General features: G+C 75.1%; 14 protein-coding genes. 11 read left to right on the top strand and 3 right to left on the bottom strand.

Annotated elements, in window-relative coordinates:
- Positions 1–15 precede the first annotated feature (15 nt).
- From ACN27A_RS07105 to ACN27A_RS07095, 3 genes are all read left to right on the top strand, one after another.
- The gene (locus tag ACN27A_RS07105) at positions 16–783 is read left to right on the top strand and encodes an SDR family oxidoreductase (RefSeq protein WP_421450543.1); all 768 of its coding nucleotides are present in this window, start codon (positions 16–18) and stop codon (positions 781–783) included.
- A 103-nt stretch (positions 784–886) separates the two neighbouring features.
- The gene (locus tag ACN27A_RS07100) at positions 887–1,498 is read left to right on the top strand and encodes a TetR/AcrR family transcriptional regulator (RefSeq protein WP_421450541.1); all 612 of its coding nucleotides are present in this window, start codon (positions 887–889) and stop codon (positions 1,496–1,498) included.
- Positions 1,499–1,583: 85 nt separating this feature from the next.
- Positions 1,584–4,385: a LuxR C-terminal-related transcriptional regulator gene (locus ACN27A_RS07095; protein WP_421450540.1), complete on the top strand. Its 2,802-nt coding sequence runs from the start codon at positions 1,584–1,586 to the stop codon at positions 4,383–4,385.
- A 176-nt stretch (positions 4,386–4,561) separates the two neighbouring features.
- On the opposite strand, the gene ACN27A_RS07090 is transcribed toward ACN27A_RS07095, so the two are convergent.
- Genes ACN27A_RS07090 through ACN27A_RS07080 form a run of 3 tightly spaced genes read right to left on the bottom strand, consistent with a single transcriptional unit; the run spans position 4,562 to position 7,770 of the window.
- Positions 4,562–5,641, bottom strand: a complete 1,080-nt coding sequence (locus ACN27A_RS07090) for an alcohol dehydrogenase catalytic domain-containing protein (RefSeq protein WP_421450538.1) — start codon at positions 5,639–5,641, stop codon at positions 4,562–4,564.
- Entirely contained in the window at positions 5,638–7,056 is a 1,419-nt protein-coding gene (locus ACN27A_RS07085) for an aldehyde dehydrogenase family protein (RefSeq protein WP_421450537.1), read from the bottom strand. The genes ACN27A_RS07090 and ACN27A_RS07085 overlap by 4 nt, the downstream gene beginning before the upstream one ends.
- 48 nt (positions 7,057–7,104) lie before the next feature.
- A complete protein-coding gene (locus tag ACN27A_RS07080) occupies positions 7,105–7,770 on the bottom strand; it encodes a TetR/AcrR family transcriptional regulator (RefSeq protein WP_327028770.1) in 666 nt (221 codons plus the stop codon).
- 89 nt (positions 7,771–7,859) lie between these two features.
- On the opposite strand from ACN27A_RS07080, the gene ACN27A_RS07075 reads away from it, so the two are divergent.
- From ACN27A_RS07075 to ACN27A_RS07040, 8 genes are all read left to right on the top strand, one after another.
- Positions 7,860–9,008, top strand: coding sequence for an acyl-CoA dehydrogenase family protein (locus tag ACN27A_RS07075; RefSeq protein ID WP_421450535.1), 1,149 nt, complete (start codon positions 7,860–7,862; stop codon positions 9,006–9,008).
- Between the two features lie 14 nt (positions 9,009–9,022).
- Positions 9,023–9,781: a 3-oxoacyl-ACP reductase FabG gene (fabG, locus tag ACN27A_RS07070; RefSeq protein WP_421450534.1), complete on the top strand. Its 759-nt coding sequence runs from the start codon at positions 9,023–9,025 to the stop codon at positions 9,779–9,781.
- A 35-nt stretch (positions 9,782–9,816) separates the two neighbouring features.
- Positions 9,817–10,989, top strand: coding sequence for an acyl-CoA dehydrogenase family protein (locus ACN27A_RS07065; RefSeq protein WP_421450533.1), 1,173 nt, complete (start codon positions 9,817–9,819; stop codon positions 10,987–10,989).
- Positions 10,986–11,453 carry a MaoC family dehydratase gene (locus ACN27A_RS07060; protein WP_421450531.1) on the top strand — a complete coding sequence of 156 codons (468 nt, stop codon included), beginning with the start codon at positions 10,986–10,988 and terminating at the stop codon, positions 11,451–11,453. Before ACN27A_RS07065 ends, ACN27A_RS07060 begins: the two co-directional genes overlap by 4 nt.
- Positions 11,454–11,631: 178 nt before the next feature.
- A complete protein-coding gene (locus ACN27A_RS07055) occupies positions 11,632–12,444 on the top strand; it encodes a SigB/SigF/SigG family RNA polymerase sigma factor (protein WP_421450529.1) in 813 nt (270 codons plus the stop codon).
- A 284-nt stretch (positions 12,445–12,728) separates the two neighbouring features.
- Positions 12,729–13,874, top strand: a complete 1,146-nt coding sequence (locus ACN27A_RS07050) for a M20/M25/M40 family metallo-hydrolase (RefSeq protein ID WP_421450527.1) — start codon at positions 12,729–12,731, stop codon at positions 13,872–13,874.
- Between the two features lie 191 nt (positions 13,875–14,065).
- Positions 14,066–14,665, top strand: a complete 600-nt coding sequence (locus ACN27A_RS07045) for a nitroreductase family protein (protein WP_311413408.1) — start codon at positions 14,066–14,068, stop codon at positions 14,663–14,665.
- A 279-nt stretch (positions 14,666–14,944) separates the two neighbouring features.
- Positions 14,945–15,718, top strand: coding sequence for a thiamine biosynthesis protein ThiG (locus ACN27A_RS07040; RefSeq protein WP_421450525.1), 774 nt, complete (start codon positions 14,945–14,947; stop codon positions 15,716–15,718).
- Positions 15,719–15,724 lie beyond the last annotated feature (6 nt).

Raw genomic sequence — 15,724 nt, 5'->3', positions numbered from 1 at the left:
CCTACTATCTGCATCGTGAATGCAGATTCGGGGCGACTCGCGGGCCGGGTCGCCCTCGTCACGGGCGCCAGTCGCGGCATCGGCCTGGCCGTCGCCCGCCGGCTGGTGTCCGAGGGCGCCCGCGTCGGACTGACCGCGCGGCACCCGGAGGCCCTGGCCGAGGCGGTCGCGGCCCTGGGCGGGCCCGCCCACGCGGTGGCCGTCGCCGGCCGGGCCGACGACGCGGGGCACCGGCGGGCGGCGGTCGACGCCGTGACCGGGGCGTTCGGGCCGGTCGACGTGCTGGTCAACAACGTCGGCATCAACCCGGCGTACGGACCGCTGGTCGATCTGGACCTGGCGGCGGCCCGCAAGATCCTCGACGTCAACCTGGTCGGCACGCTCGGTTGGGTGCAGCAGGTCGCCGCGGGGATGGGCGAGCGCGGCGGCTGCGTCATCAACGTCTCCTCCATCGCCGGGCGTACCCCGTCGCCCGGCATCGCCTTCTACGGGGTGAGCAAGGCCGCCGTCGACCACCTCACCGCGTGCCTGGCCGTCGAACTCGCCCCGAAGGTCCGGGTCAACGCTGTCGCGCCCGCCGTGGTGAAGACCCGCTTCGCGGCGGCGCTGCACGAGGGCCGGGAGGGGGAGGTCGTCCGGGCGTACCCGCTAGGGCGCCTCGGGCTGCCGCGGGACGTGGCCGGCGCGGTCGCCTTCCTCGCCTCCGACGACGCGGCCTGGATCACCGGGCAGACCCTCGTCCTCGACGGCGGGGTCAGCCTCGCCGGCCGGCCCGCCGGATGACCGCGCCGGGCCCGGGCCGGGGCCGGGCGGTCGCCGTGCCGCCCGCGGCTAGACTCGGCGCGGCGGTACGGGGGACGTGACGGCGATGAGGAGGCGGGCGCGGATGGGCGGTGCCGAGGCGCCGGTCCGGGTCGACGGCCGGACCGCCCGGGCCGAACGCACCCGGGCGGCGATCGTCGAGGCGCACCTGGCGCTCATCTCCGAGGGCGACCTGCGGCCGACCGGCGAGCGCATCGCCGAGCGGGCCGGAATCTCGCTGCGGACGCTCTGGACCAACTTCAAGGACATGGAGACGCTGTTCGAGGCCAGCGGCGCGGAGCTGCTCCGGCAGCAGGACGCCGCCCATCGGCCGATCTCGCCGGCGCTGCCGCTGGCCCGGCGGGTCGACGCGTACTGCCGGCAGCGGGCCCGGCTGCTCCAGCTCATCGCCCCGTCGGCGCGCGCCGCCCAGATGCGCGAGCCGGTCTCCGGTCAGCTGCGCCGCAACCGCCTCAAGCACATCGCCCGCGTCCGCGACGAGGTCGAGCACCTCTTCGCCGCCGAGCTCGAACAGGCCGGACCTGACCGCGACCAGCTGGTGCACGCCCTGGTGGCCGCGAGCATGTGGCCGGCCTGGTCGATGCTGCGCGACGGGCTGGGGCTTGGCGTGGACCAGGCCCGCGCGGTGATGACCCGGACGGTCGCCGCCCTGCTGGCCGACGTCGGCCCGCGCTGACGCGCGACGCGGGAAGGCGGTGCCGACGGTCTTTCCATCGGGCTACCGATAGGTGACACTCGATTGCATGGTTACTGCATCGTCAGTGCAATTAACCGTGTTGCGTGGCCGGGCCGACGAGTGCGCCGCGATCCGGCGCCTGCTGGGTGACCTGCCCGCCGTCGGGGGAGCGCTGCTGGTCCAGGGCGAGCCCGGTTCCGGCCGCAGCGCGCTCGTCGACTACGCCCACCGGCACGCCGAGGGCTGCACCGTGCTGGCCGGCACCGGGCTGCCCGAGGAGGCTGGCCTGCCGTACGCGGGACTGCAACGGCTGCTGGACCCGGTGCTCGACCGGGCCGGAGCGCTCCCCGGACCACAGCGGCGGATGCTGCTGCGGGCGCTGACCGGCGCGGGCTGCCCCGCCCACGGGCGCCTGGCGCTGTCCCTGGCCGTGCTCGGCCTGCTCGCCGCCGCCGCGCGGGACCGCCCGCTGCTGTGCACGATGGACGACGTGGACCGGGGCGATCAGCCCACCGCCGACGCGCTGGCGTTCGTCGCCCGCCGCCTGCGCCGGTCGTCGGTGGCCGTCCTGCTCACCACGGCCGCGGACGTCCCCCTCGGCGGGATAGCCCGGCACCGGCTCCGCCCGCTCGACGACCGGGACAGCGCCGCGCTGCTCGCCGACCGGCTGGCCGGCCGGCCACCCGCGCCGCCCGTGGCCGCCGCGCTCGCCGCCGCGGCCGGGGGCAACCCGCAGGCCCTCGTCGACCTGGCCGAGGTGCTCACCCCGAGCCAGTGCCGCGGGGATGAGCCGGTGCCCGAGACGCCCCCGCCCGACGGCGGGTTGGGCCGCGCCTACCGGGCCCGGCTGGACCGGTTGCCGGCCCTCACCCGCCGGGTCCTGCTGCTCGCCGCGCTCGACGAGGACGGGGAGCCGGCCACCCTGGTCCGGGCCGCCCGGGTCGCCGGCGCGGCGGTCGAGGCGCTCGCGCCGGCCGAACTCGCCGGCCTGGTCCGCGTCGAGCCGCGACGGGTCACGTTCCCCCAGCCCCTCGTCCGGACCGTGGTCCGGGCCGCCGCGCCGCTGGCGGAACGGCGCGCGGCGCACCTGCTGCTCGCCGGCGTGCTCGACGGGGCCGGGCACCGGCTGCGCAGGGCGGGGCACCTCGCCGCCGCCGCCCAGGGCCCCGACCCGGCCCTGGCCGCCGAGCTGGAGCAGGCCGTGACCGAGTGCGAGGGCGCGGCAACGGCGGCCTCGGCCGCGCTGCAACGGGCCGCCGAACTCACCGACGACCCGGCGCGCGCCGCCGCCCGGCTGGTGGCCGCCGCCCGGTACGCCTGGTCCGCCGGCCGGGCGCACCGGGCCCGACTGCTGCTGGGCGAGCTGCCCCCGGGGGCGGAAGCCGCGGTGGCGGGCCGGGCCGACCTGCTGCGCGGGGAGCTGGAATTGCGTACCGGCCGGCCCCGGTCCGCGTTCACCACGCTGCTGTCCGCCGCCGGCACCCTGTCCGCCGCCGATCGCGCGGCCACCGGCATGGGTGCCGCCGCCGATCGCGCGGCCACCAGCAGGGGTGGCGCCGACGATCGCGCGCTGGCCCTCGGCGCGCTGGTGCGGGCGGGCGAGGCCGCCTGCTTCACCGGCGACCAGTACCGCTACGCCGACGTGGCCCGGCGGGCGGAGCTGTTGCGCCGCCCCGACGACCCGCCCGCCACCGAGCTGCTGAGCGCCTACGTCGCCGGGACTGCGGCGACCCTGCGCGGCCACCACGAGCAGGCCGGGCCCGCCCTGCGCCGGGCCGTCGTCCTCGGCGGGCAGCTGACCGGGCCGGCGTCGACCCCCGCGGCGCTGACCTGCGCGGCGGCGGCCGGGCTGCTGGTGGCCGTGGACGGCGCGGCGCACCGGCTCGCCGAGCGCGCCGTCGAGCTGGCCCGCGAGCGCGGCGAACTGTCCGCCCTGCCGCGCGCCCTGGAGCTGCGGGCCGCCGCCGAGTACTGGCTGGGCCGGCACGACGCCGCGACGGACACCTCCCGGGAGGGGCTGCGGATCGCCCGGGACGTCGGCCAGGAGAACTGGGCCGGCGTACACCTGGGCATGCTGGCGGTGCTGGCCGCCGTCCGGGCCGACCGCGACACCGCCCTGCGCCGGATCCGGGAGATCGGCGAGGACCCGGGCGCGCACAGCCGGCCCCGCGCCCTCGCGCAGTGGGCCCTGGCGGTGCTCGACCTGGTCGACAACCGGCCGGCCGCCGCCGCCGCGCGACTGGCCGCGCTGGCCTGCCCGGGCACGGGCCGGGGGCAGGTGCTGGTCCTGGTGATGGCCACCCCGTACCTGGTGGAGGCGGCCGCCGCCGTCGCGGACCGGCCGGCGGCCAACGCCGCCCTCGCCGTCTTCGACCGGTGGGCCAGCAGTACGGCGAGCCCGTCGCGCCGGGCCCTCTCCGCGCGCTGCCACGGGCTGCTCGCGCCCCGGGGCAGCGCCGAGGCGGAGCGGGAGCTTCGCACCGCCCTGCGGCTGCACCCGACGGACGCTGGCGCGTTCGAGCGGGCCCGCACCGAGCTTCTCCTGGGCCGGGAACTGCGCCGCAGCCGCCGACCGCGCGCGGCGCGCGAACACCTGCATGCCGCCCGGGAGGCGTTCACCCTGCTCGGGGCGGCCACCTGGGCGGAACAGGCCACCACGGAGCTGCGGGCGGCCGGGGAGTCGGTCGGCCCGCCGGAGGAGTCGGCGGCGCGACTGCTGACCGGCCAGCAGCTCCGGATCGCGCGGCTGGTCGCCGAGGGGGCCACCAATCGGGAGATCGCGGCCCGGATGTTCCTCTCCACCCGTACGGTCGACCATCACCTCCGCAACATCTTCCACCGCCTGAACATCCGCTCCCGCACCCAACTGGCCCGCGCCCTCTCCTAGCCCCGCCCGCCCCCTCCCTCCCCCCGGCCTTCACCGGCGTCGATCATGCAGTTGTGGTGCCCCGCGAAAGCCGCCAATCGGCATCTACCGCCCACCACAAGTCCATGATCGACGCGACGCGACGCGACGCGGCGCGGCGGGGCGGGGCGGGGCGGGGCGGGGTGGGGTGGGGTGGGTCAGGGGGTGGGGAGGACTACGGTGCGGGCGCCCTCGCCGCGGGACATGCGGGCGAATGCCTCGGGGGCGCCGTCGAGGGTGGTCCGGTCGGTGATCAGATAGCCGAGGTCGAGGCTGCCGTCGAGCACGGCCCGGGCGAGCTCGGGCACGTCCCGGTCCGGGTCGGAGGAGCCGTAGACCGAGGAGCGCAGCGTCCGGGCCGAGTGGAAGATGTCCAGCGCGCCCAGCCCGACGATGTCGTCCTTGGCGCCCATGCCGACGACTGTCACCTGACCGCCCCGGCGGGTGGCGCGCCAGGCGGTGCGGATCGTGGCCGACCGCCCGACGCACTCCAGCGCGTGGTCGACGCCCCGACCTGCCGTCCGCTCCCGGACCGCCCGGCTGAGCGTCTCGTCGGCGAGCAGGAAGTCGGTGGCGCCGGCCGCGACGGCCAGCTCCGCCTTGGCGGGGGACACGTCGACGGCGAGCACCTGGTCGGCACCGGCGGCCCGCGCGGCGGCGACCACCGACAGCCCCACCCCGCCGAGGCCGATCACGGCCACCGACTCGCCGGGGGCCACCTTCGCCGTGCGGCGGACTGCGCCGACGCCGGTGAGTACGGCGCAGCCCAGCAGCGCCGCCGCCTCGAAGGGCAGCTCCGCGGGCACTCCGATGACCGCCTCCTGCGGCACCACCACCTCCTCGGCGAGGGCGCCGAGGCCGAGCGTGACGTGCAGCGCTTCGCCGGCCGGCGTGCGTCCCCGGGGGGCCGAGGGCGACCCGGTGCGCTCGCACAGCCACGGCTCGTCCCGCCCGCAGTACCAGCAGCTGCGGCACGGCGGGGCCCAGTTCAGCACCACGTGCGCCCCGGGCGCGACCCGCGTGACGGCGTCGCCGACCGCGAGCACCACCCCGGCCGCCTCGTGCCCCAGCACCAGCGGGTACGGCGGCGCCAGCGTCCCGTCGACCATGGACAGGTCGGAGTGGCAGACCCCGGCGGCCCGGACGCTCACGCGTACCTCGTCCGGGCCGGGGGCGGGCAGTTCGATCTCCTCCACCCGCAGTGGGGCGTCGACGGCCCGTACGACCAGCGCCCTCATCGCTGGATGGCCTTGACCTGGAGGAATTCCTCGAGCCCGAGCCGGCCCAGCTCCCGGCCGAGGCCGGACTGCTTGTAGCCGCCGAACGGGGCGAGCGGGTTGAACGGGGCGCCGTTGACGTCGACGGCGCCCGTACGCAGCCGCCGGGCCACCCGCAGCGCCCGCTCCTCGTCGCCCGACCAGACCGCGCCGGCCAGCCCGTAGCGGGAGTTGTTGGCGATGCGCACGGCCTCGTCCTCGTCGTCGAACGGCATGACCGCGAGCACCGGGCCGAAGACCTCCTCCTGGGCCAGGGCGCTGTCGGGGTCGACGTCGGCGATCACCGTCGGGGCGACGAAGTAGCCCCGCTCGGGCAGCGGGGCGTCCGGCCCGCCGGCGACGAGCCGGCCCCCGTCGGCCAGCCCTCGGGCGACGTGCTCGCGGACCCGTTCCCGCTGCGCGGCGGAGACCAGCGGGCCGAGCCGGGTGGCCGGGTCGAACGGGTCGCCGAGCCGGTAGCCCGCCGCGGCCTTGGCGGCCAGGTCGAGGGCCTCGTCGTAGCGGTCGCGGTGCACGAGCAGGCGGGTCCAGGCGGCGCAGGTCTGGCCGGAGTTGAGGAAGGCGTTGCCGACCCCCACCTTGACGGCCGTGGCCAGGTCGGCGTCGTCGAGGACGACGTTGGCCGACTTGCCGCCGAGTTCCAGGGCGACCCGGGCGATCCGGTCGGCGGCGAGGTGGGAGATCCGCCGGCCGGTGGCCGTCGAGCCGGTGAAGGAGACCATGTCGACGTCCGGGTGCGCGGCGATGGCCTCGCCGACGACCGGGCCGGTGCCGGTGACCAGGTTGACCACGCCCGGCGGGAGGCCGGCCTCGTGGATGGCGTCGAAGAGCAGGTACGCCGTCAGCGGGGTCAGCTCGCTCGGCTTGAGCACCACGGTGCAGCCGGCGGCCAGGGCGGGGGCCAGCTTCGCGACGACCTGGTGCAGCGGGTAGTTCCACGGGGTGATCGCCCCGACCACGCCGACCGGTTCCCGGACCACCAGCGAGTTGCCGATCGTCTCGTCGGCCGGGGGGCGGGCGGCCAGCTCGACGTAGCTGTGCAGGACCGTCAGCGGCAGGCCGGTCTGGACCCGGGTGGCCACCTTCAGCGGGGTGCCGAGTTCCAGGGCGACGGTGCGGGCGATCTCGTCGGCCCGGGCGGAGAGCGCGGCGTGCAGCCGGTCCAGGTGGGCGGCCCGCTCGGCGGGCGCGGCGTCGGCCCAGCCGGGGAAGGCGGCCCAGGCCGCCGCGACGGCGCGGTCGACGTCGGCGGGCGTGCCGGCCGGGACGGCGGCGACGACCTCCTCGGTCGCCGGGTTGCGCACCGCGACGGTCTCCCCGGCGCCGGCGGCGACCCACTCTCCGTCCAGGTAGAAGTCGGTCCGTGCGAGATCCATCGTGCCCCTCACGTACGTCGGCCGAAACTAGCAGCGCAAGTTTTGACTCTAGTACGCGTCGTCGGCCGGCGGGAGGGGCGGCAGCGGCCCGATGTGCTCCTCGTAGGTGCGCGACAGCCCGTGGATCAGCGCGTCGAGGCCCAGCGCGAAGGCGCCCTCGTCCACCCGCTGCTGGTGCTCGGCCAGCCGGTGGGCCTGGGTCAGGTGCGGGTACTGCTCCGCGTACAGCCCGGGGTCCTCGACGAAGCCCCGCGCGAACGAGCCCAGCGCCGAGCCGGCCACGAAGTAGCGCATGAGCGCGCCGACGTGGGTCGCCCGGGCCGGCGGCCACCCGGCGGCGACCAGTCCGCCGTAGACGGCGTCGGCCATGGCCAGCGCCGCCGGCCGGCGCCCCGGCCCCCGGGCCAGGTACGGCACGATGTTCGGGTGCGCGGCCAGCGCCGCCCGGTAGGAGTGCCCCCAGCGGCGCAGCGCCTCGCGCCAGTCGACGCTGCCGAAGAAGGACACGTCCACCTGGCCGGTGACGCTGTCGGCCACCGCGTCGAGGATCTCGTCCTTGGTGGCGAAGTGGTTGTAGAGCGACGGTCCGCGTACCCCGAGTTCGGCGGCGAGCCGGCGGGTGGAGAAGCCCTCCAGCCCTTCGGCGTCGATCAGCGCGGCGGCGGTCTCGACGATCCGCTGCCGGCTGAGCAGCGCCTGCCGCGGCCGGGGCATCCGGTCCTCCTTCGCTCGGGTCCTGCGCCGCAAACTCTGCCACAACCGGGTCTGGACGGAATTAAACTTGCACCGCTAGTTTAAGCCTCATGGATCTGGAACTCTCCGCCGAGCAGGCGGCGGTCCGCCGGCTCGCCGCGGACTTCGTCGACCGTGAGGTGGTGCCGCACGCGGCCACCTGGGACCGCCGCGAGTCCGTGGATCCGGACATCGTCGGCAAGCTCGGCCAGCTCGGTTTCCTCGGGCTGACCATCGGCGAGGACGACGGCGGTTCGGGCGGCGACCACCTCTCCTACTGCCTCGTGCTGGAGGAACTCGGCCGGGGCGACTCCGCCGTGCGCGGCATCGTCTCGGTCTCCCTCGGCCTGGTCGCCAAGTCGATCGCCGCGCACGGCTCGGCCGGGCAGCGGGAGCAGTGGTTGCCCCGGCTCTGCTCCGGCGCGGCGCTCGGCTGCTTCGCGCTGACCGAGCCGGACAGCGGCTCCGACGCCGCCGCGCTGACCACCCGAGCGGTCCGCGACGGCGCCGACTGGCTGATCACCGGCGCGAAGATGTTCATCACCAACGGCACCACGGCCGACGTCGCGCTGGTCTTCGCCCGCACCGGCGGCCCCGGACACCGGGGCATCAGCGCGTTCCTGGTGCCCACCGACGCGCCGGGCCTGACCCGCCGCGAGATCCACGGCAAGCTGGGGCTGCGCGGGCAGGCCACCGGGGAGCTGCGCTTCGACGGCGTACGGGTGCCGGCATCCGCACTCCTCGGCGAGGAGGGCGCCGGCTTCCGGCTCGCCCTCGCCACCCTGGCCAAGGGCCGGATGTCCGTGGCCGCCGGCTGCGTCGGCATCGCCCAGGGCTGCCTGGACGCGGCCGTCGGCTACGCCGGGCAGCGCACCCAGTTCGGCAAGCCCATCGCCGGCCACCAGCTCGTGCAGCAACTGCTCGCCGCCATCGCCGTCGACACCGACGCCGCGCGGCTGCTGGTGTGGCGGGTGGCCGACCTGATCGACCGGGGCGAGCCGTTCGCCACCGAGGCGTCGATGGCCAAGCTCTTCGCCAGCGAGGCCGCCGTGCGCGCGGCCAACAACGCGGTGCAGGTCTTCGGCGGCTACGGCTACATCGACGAGTACCCCGTCGGCAAGTACCTGCGCGACGCCCGCGTCGCCACCCTCTACGAGGGCACCAGCCAGATCCAGCAGCTGCTCATCGGACGGGCGCTCACGGGCGTCAACGCCTTCTAGAGCCAGGAGGAACCGTGACCAGATTCGCCGACCGGGTCGCCGTCGTCACCGGCGCCGCGCAGGGCATCGGCGCGGCCACCGCGCACCGGCTCGCCGCCGAGGGCGCGGCGGTCGCGGTGGTGGACCTCGACGCCGCGCGCGCCGGGGCCGTCGCCGACGAGATCGCCGCCGCCGGTGGCCGGGCCGTCGGCATCGGCTGCGACGTGACCGACGCCGAGGCGGTCACCGCCATGACCGACCAGGTGGTCCAGGCGTACGGCGGGCTGCACGTGCTCGTCAACAACGCCGGGATCACCCGCGACAACCTGCTGTTCAGGATGGCGCTGCCCGAGTGGGAGGCGGTGCTGACCACCAACCTGACGAGCATGTTCCTCTGCTGCCAGGCGGCGCAGCAGCACATGGTGGCGGCCCGCTACGGCCGGATCGTCAACCTCAGCAGCCGCTCCGCGCTGGGCAACCGGGGCCAGGTCAACTACGCGGCGGCCAAGGCCGGCGTGCAGGGCCTCACCGCCACGCTGGCCGTCGAGCTGGGCCCGTTCAACGTCACCGTGAACGCGGTCGCGCCCGGCTACGTGGCCACCGCGATGACCGCGGCCACCGCCGAGCGGGTGGGCAGCAGCCCCGAGGAGCACCAGCGGGCGGTCGCCGAGCACACCCCGCTGCGCCGCGTCGCCCAGCCCGCCGAGATCGCCTCGGTGATCGCCTTCCTGGCCAGCGACGACGCCTCGTACGTCAGCGGCCAGACCCTGTACGTCAACGGCGGCGCGCGCTGAGCCGCGCGTAGCTCCGCACCGACCCCGGAGGGGACATGGACTTCGCGCTCTCGGACACCGAACGGGCCATCCGCGACACGGCCCGCGACTTCATCGCCAGGGAGGTCATGCCGCTGGAGCCGGAGCTGCTGCGGCGCGAACGCGCCCACCGGCCCGGGCTGGAGCCGGACGAGCTGCGCGAGTTGCAGCTCAAGGCGCGGGCGTTCGGCTTCTGGGGGCTGGCCACCCCCGAGGAGTACGGCGGCATGGACCTGCCAGCCGTCACCCAGTCGCTGATCTGGACCGAGCTCGGCCGCTCGTACGTGCCGTTCCGCTTCGGCGGCGAGGCCGACAACATCCTGTTCCGGGCCAACGACGAGCAGAAGCGGGAGTTCCTGCTCCCGACGATCGAGGGGGAGCGGCGCAGCTGCTTCGCGATCACCGAGCCGGGCGCCGGGTCCGACGCCGCCAACATCCGGCTCAGCGCCCGCCGCGACGGCGGCGACTGGGTGCTCAACGGCGAGAAGACCTTCATCACCGGCGGCAACGAGGCCGACTTCGCCATCGTCATCGCGGTGACCGACCGGGAGAAGGGCGCCCGCAACGGCGGCGCCACGGCCTTCCTGGTGGACCGGGCGATGGGCTGGCGCTCGGAGTTCATCCAGACCATGGGCGAGGGCGGCCCGGCCGCGCTGGTCTTCGACGACGTACGGGTGCCGGAGCGCAACATCCTCGGCGAGCCCGGCCAGGGCTTCGCGCTCGCGATGGAGTGGATCGGCAAGGGCCGCTACACCATCCCCTCGCACGCCGTGGGCATCGCCGAGCGGGCGCTGCGGATGGCGATCGACCACGCCACCACCCGGCAGACGTTCGGCCGGCCCATCGGCGACAACCAGGCGATCCAGTGGATGATCGCCGACTCCGAGACCGAGCTGGAGGCGGCCCGCTGGCTCATCCTGCGGGCTGCCTGGACGGTGGACCAGGGTATGGATCCCCGGCACGCCTCGTCGATGGCGAAGCTCTACGGCGCCGGCATGGTCAACCGGGTGGTCGACCGGGTGCTGCAGATCCACGGCGGCATGGGCTACACCCGGGAGCTGCCCGTCGAGCGGTGGTACCGGCAGGTCCGGCTCTACCGGATCTTCGAGGGCACCGACGAGATGCAGCGGCTCATCATCGCCCGGGACCTGCTGCGCGGCTACACCCGACTGGGAGGGCACCTGGCATGAGGACCTTCGACTCCGTCGACGAGCTGGCCGCCGCGGTCGGGGAGACCCTCGGCCCGGGGCCGTGGCAGCGCATCGAGCAGGGGCGCGTCGACCTGTTCGCCGACGCCACCGACGACCACCAGTGGATCCACCTCGACCCGGAGCGGGCCGCCGCCGGCCCGTACGGGGGCACGATCGCGCACGGCTTCCTCACCCTGTCGCTGCTGCCGGCGCTGGTGGGGCGGCTCTACCGGGTGCGGGGCGTGCGGATGGGCGTCAACTACGGGCTGAACCGGGTGCGGTTCCCCGCCCCGCTGCGGGTCGGCACGGCGGTCCGGGCCGTCGCCACCATCGCCGAGGTGTCGCCGGTGGCCGACGGCGTGCAGCTGGTCACCGCCGCGACCGTGGAGTGCGACGCCGGCGGCAAGCCGGTCTGCGTCGCCGAGACGGTGAGCCGGCTCCACGTGGGGCCGGCGGCCTCCTGAGCCACGGCGGCATCAGCTGCGCGTGGCGGGGACCACATGGTTAGCGCCTCGTTCGGGGGTTTGTGTCACTTTTATCCATCGGCCGTTCGGTTGATATGGCGACGGCCGTTGGTCTAGGGTGGTGGCACTGCGGTCGCCGGTACCCGGCGTCGCCGCATCGTAGGACAGGAAGGGCAGCATGATCACCACGACGACCGCGCCGACCACCACCACCGACGCCGCCACCACGGCCCCCGGTGACGAGACCCGCGCGAGTGAGCTGACCGCCGCCCTCGCCGCCCTGCCGGAGGGGCACCCCGACCGGCCGGCGCTGCGGGCGCGGGTGATCGAGGCGTGGCTGCCGCTGGCCCACCACCTCGCCTTCCGCTACAGCGGGCGCGGCGAGCCCAACGGGGACCTGGCCCAGACCGCCGCCCTCGGGCTGATCAAGGCCGTGGACCGGTTCGACGCCTCCCGGGGCGTGGACTTCGCCGGCTTCGCCATCCCGACGATCCTCGGTGAGATCAAGCGTCACTTCCGCGACCGCACCTGGAACATCCGCGTGCCGCGCCGCCTGCAGGAGCTGCGGCTGCGCATCTCCGAGGCCAACGGCACCCTCACCCAGACGCTCAACCGCGCGCCGACGGTCGCCGACATCGCCACCCACCTCGGCGTCACCGAGGAAGAGGTCCTGGAAGGCCTCGAAGGCGCCCGCGCCTACAACGCGGTCTCCCTGTCCACCCCCATCGGCGACGGCGACAGCGCCACCGAGCTGGGCGACACCCTCGGCGCCGAGGACAACGAGTTCGAGCTGGCCGAGCTGCGGGTCGCCCTCGGCCCGGCGCTCGCCACCCTCGACGAGCGGGAGCAGAAGATCCTCACCCTCCGCTTCTACGGCAACCTCACCCAGAGCGAGATCGCCACGCAGGTCGGCGTCTCCCAGATGCACGTCTCCCGCCTGCTCGCCCGCGCGCTCGGCAAGCTGCGCGGCCAGCTCGAGGGCAGCCGCTGACGACACCCCCGCGGCGGGCGGCCACGTAGCCGTCCGGCGCCCGCCTCGACGTACCGTCCTCGTCCGCCCCGCCGTGCCCGGCGGGGCGGACGAGTGCGTTTCCGGCACGGGCGGCCGGCCCGCCTCGTGGCCCTGTCTTCCAGGATGCCGTGTGGGCGCCGCACCCACCGCATCCGTGCGGTGTCGGCGTCACGCCCTGTGGCCGCCACGGGTGGCGATGCCACCATCAGACCATGGTGGATGTCGATGCATTTCGGCGTGGGGCGCAGGCCCGGGCAGCGGTGATGACGGCGCGGTTGAGCCGGTTGGTGACCTGCGAGTCGCCGCCGGGGCGGGGCCGGGAACTGGCCGCCTGCGCCGACCTGCTCGAGGCGTGGGGCGACGCCGCGCTGGGCCGGCGGGGGCGTCGTGTCGTCCTCGACGGACTGCCGCACCTGCTCTGGGCGGCTCCCGACCAACGCGTGCTGCTGCTGGGGCACTACGACACGGTCTGGCCCGCGGGCACCATCCGGGACTGGCCGTTCACGATCACCGGAAGCACCGCCACGGGGCCCGGCGTCTGCGACATGAAGGCCGGGATCGTGCAGATGCTCACCGCGCTGGAACTGCTGCCGGACACCTCGCGGGTGGGGCTGCTGCTCACCTGCGACGAGGAGAGCGGGTCGGCCACCTCCCGGCCGCTGATCGAGGAGCAGGCCCGCCGCTCCGGCGCGGTGCTGGTCGGCGAGCCGAGCACCGAGGGCGGCGACCTCAAGGTCGCGCGCAAGGGCGGCTCCGTCTACCGGATCACGGTGCGGGGTCGGGCGGCGCACGCCGGCGTCGAACCGCACCGGGGCGTCAACGCCGGGGTCGAACTCGCGCACCACGTCCTCGCCGTGCAGGCCTTCGCCGCCGGGGAGACGAGCGTGACCCCGACGGCCCTGACCGCCGGCACGATGACGAACGTGGTGCCGGAGTCCGCGGTCCTCTGCGTCGACGTACGCGCCTGGACCCGCGAGGAGCTGCACCGGGTGGACCGGCTGGTCCGCGAGCTGACCCCCCGACTGCCCGACGCGCGGCTGGCCGTCAGCGGCGGGATCAACCGGTACCCGCTGCCGGCCTCCGTGTCGACGCCGCTGCTGCGGGTCGCGCAGTCGGTGGCGGTGGACCTCGGGCTGCCGGCCGTCCGCGGCGTCGCCGCCCCGGGCGCCTCCGACGCCAACTTCACCGGTGCCCTCGGCGTACCGACCCTGGACGGTCTGGGTGGGGTCGGGGGCCTGCCGCACGCGCGTGGCGAGTACGTCGACGTCGCGCGGATGCCGGAGCGCACCGCGCTGCTGGCCGCCCTGACGGCCCGACTCCTCGCCACGCCCGGCCCGGCCGAAGCCGCCGAGGAGCACCGGCCGCTCGGCGCGGTGCCCGCCGGGCAGGCCTCGTCGACGGACGGGTGAGCCGCCCACCCGCCCGCGCGGCGTCGCGCCCACCCGCCCGCGCGGCGGACGGCGGTCGAAGTTCCGCACGGTTGCGAAAACGCGCCCGGCGCCGTTGGGCGATGCTGGATCCGTCGATCACGCGGGAGGCTTTCATGGCTGGAATGACCGGTGACCCCGGACCCGACTCGCTGCTGGCGGCGGCCGGGGACATGGTGCACAACGCGCGTACCTTCGCCGACCGGATGGCCGCCAGGCGCTCCATCCGGCACTTCTCGCCGCAGCCGGTGCCGATGGAGGTGATCGAGGAGGCGATCCGCGCGGCGGCGACCGCGCCGAGCGGCGCGAACCTGCAACCGTGGCGGTTCGTCGTGGTCACCGACGCGGCCCGCAAGCGGCGGCTGCGGGAGGCGGCCGAGGCCGAGGAGCGCGAGTTCTACGCCCGGCGCGCGTCGGCGCAGTGGCTGGAGGCGATCGCCCCGATCGGTACGGACTGGCACAAGCCCTTCCTGGAGGTGGCGCCGGTCGTGATCGTGGTGTTCGAGGTGCACCAGGGCCCCCGGTCCCCGAAGCCCTACTACGTCAAGGAATCCGTCGGCATCGCGGTCGGCGTGCTGATCACGGCGCTGCACCACGCCGGCCTGGCCACCCTGACGCACACGCCGAGCCCGATGCGCTTCCTCAACGAGGTGTGCGAACGGCCGCCGGAGGAGCGCCCGTACCTGGTCATGCCGGTCGGCTATCCGGCGCCGGACGCGACGGTGCCGGACCTGGTCCGCAAGCCGCTGCCGGAGGTCCTGATCCGGCGGTGACGGCACTTCTCCGCGCCGACGCGGGCCGGCCGAATATCACCGTCTTCGTAAACAATCAATGATCTGCATGTCATGAAGTGCCGCACGTTGGAAGATGCCGTGCAGCGCCGTGGCAACCAAGATTCTTTTCGCAACTCCTGTGACGGACCGATCGGTGATTCGCCGGCCGGCGGTGCGTCCGGGTCTTGGCGGGCTTCGGGGGCCCCGCCCCCGCCCCACCCTGGCCCGGGCTGACGCTCCCGCCGCCGGTCGTGCCCGGCTCGACCAGAAAGGGTGTACATGTCCGTGGATTCGATGGAGGTCGCTGGCCTCCGGGACGCGTGGGTCAGGCTCGGCGACACGGAGCTGACCTCGCGCCTGCTCGTCGGTATCGAGCAGTACACGTCGCCGTCGGTGATCCGCCAGGTGCTCGAGGCGACCGGTTCGCAGGTCTTCATCACCACCGTGGACCCCGACAACAACCGTTCGAGTCTCCTGCTGTCCGACCTGGCCGACGAGATCCCCATCGAGCAGTACCTGTGGATCGGCACGACCTCGTTCGCCCGGTCGGCCGACAGCGCGTGGAAGACCGTCAACATCCTGCACGACGCCTACGGCATCACCGTGTTCAAGCTGGACGTCCGCGGCCGGACCAACGAGCCGGACAACCGGGCCACCGTCGAGGTCGCCGCCCAGCTGCGCGAGCAGGGCTGGGAGGTCATGCCGTTCATCCTGCCCGACCTCGCGACCGCCAAGGAGCTGGCGGCGCTCGGCTGCTCGGCGCTGCGCGTGATGAGCGCCCCCGTGGCCTCCGGCCACGGCATCCCCAACCCCGGCCCGATCCGCCAGATCATCGACACGGTCGACATTCCGGTGGTCGTCGAGGGCGGCCTGGGCAGCGCCCGGCACGCCACCCTGGCGATGGAGCTCGGGGCGGCGGCGGTACTGGTCAACACCGCCCTGGTGAAGGCCCGGGAGCCGATGCTGATGGCGCAGGCGATGAAGCACGCCGTGGACGCCGGTCGGCTGTCGTACCTGGCCGGCGCCATGCCCGGCGACGAGATCCCCTACTGACCGAGG

This window comes from Micromonospora sp. WMMD737 (genome assembly GCF_049179055.1).
Taxonomy (GTDB): domain Bacteria; phylum Actinomycetota; class Actinomycetes; order Mycobacteriales; family Micromonosporaceae; genus Micromonospora; species Micromonospora reichwaldensis.
The sequence above is the reverse complement of the archived record's forward strand: the minus strand, read 5'-3'. Positions and strand labels throughout refer to the sequence as shown.

Bases quoted from the DNA above. Each gene is read 5' to 3' on its own strand.
- ACN27A_RS07065 (WP_421450533.1), top strand. From the start codon at position 9,817: ATGGACTTCGCGCTCTCGGACACCGAACGGGCCATCCGCGACACGGCC.
- ACN27A_RS07075 (WP_421450535.1), top strand. From the start codon at position 7,860: ATGGATCTGGAACTCTCCGCCGAGCAGGCGGCGGTCCGCCGGCTCGCC.
- ACN27A_RS07080 (WP_327028770.1), bottom strand. From the start codon at position 7,770: ATGCCCCGGCCGCGGCAGGCGCTGCTCAGCCGGCAGCGGATCGTCGAG.
- ACN27A_RS07045 (WP_311413408.1), top strand. From the start codon at position 14,066: ATGGTGCACAACGCGCGTACCTTCGCCGACCGGATGGCCGCCAGGCGC.
- ACN27A_RS07090 (WP_421450538.1), bottom strand. From the start codon at position 5,641: ATGAGGGCGCTGGTCGTACGGGCCGTCGACGCCCCACTGCGGGTGGAG.
- ACN27A_RS07085 (WP_421450537.1), bottom strand. From the start codon at position 7,056: ATGGATCTCGCACGGACCGACTTCTACCTGGACGGAGAGTGGGTCGCC.
- ACN27A_RS07060 (WP_421450531.1), top strand. From the start codon at position 10,986: ATGAGGACCTTCGACTCCGTCGACGAGCTGGCCGCCGCGGTCGGGGAG.
- ACN27A_RS07055 (WP_421450529.1), top strand. From the start codon at position 11,632: ATGATCACCACGACGACCGCGCCGACCACCACCACCGACGCCGCCACC.
- ACN27A_RS07100 (WP_421450541.1), top strand. From the start codon at position 887: ATGGGCGGTGCCGAGGCGCCGGTCCGGGTCGACGGCCGGACCGCCCGG.
- ACN27A_RS07040 (WP_421450525.1), top strand. From the start codon at position 14,945: ATGTCCGTGGATTCGATGGAGGTCGCTGGCCTCCGGGACGCGTGGGTC.
- ACN27A_RS07050 (WP_421450527.1), top strand. From the start codon at position 12,729: ATGACGGCGCGGTTGAGCCGGTTGGTGACCTGCGAGTCGCCGCCGGGG.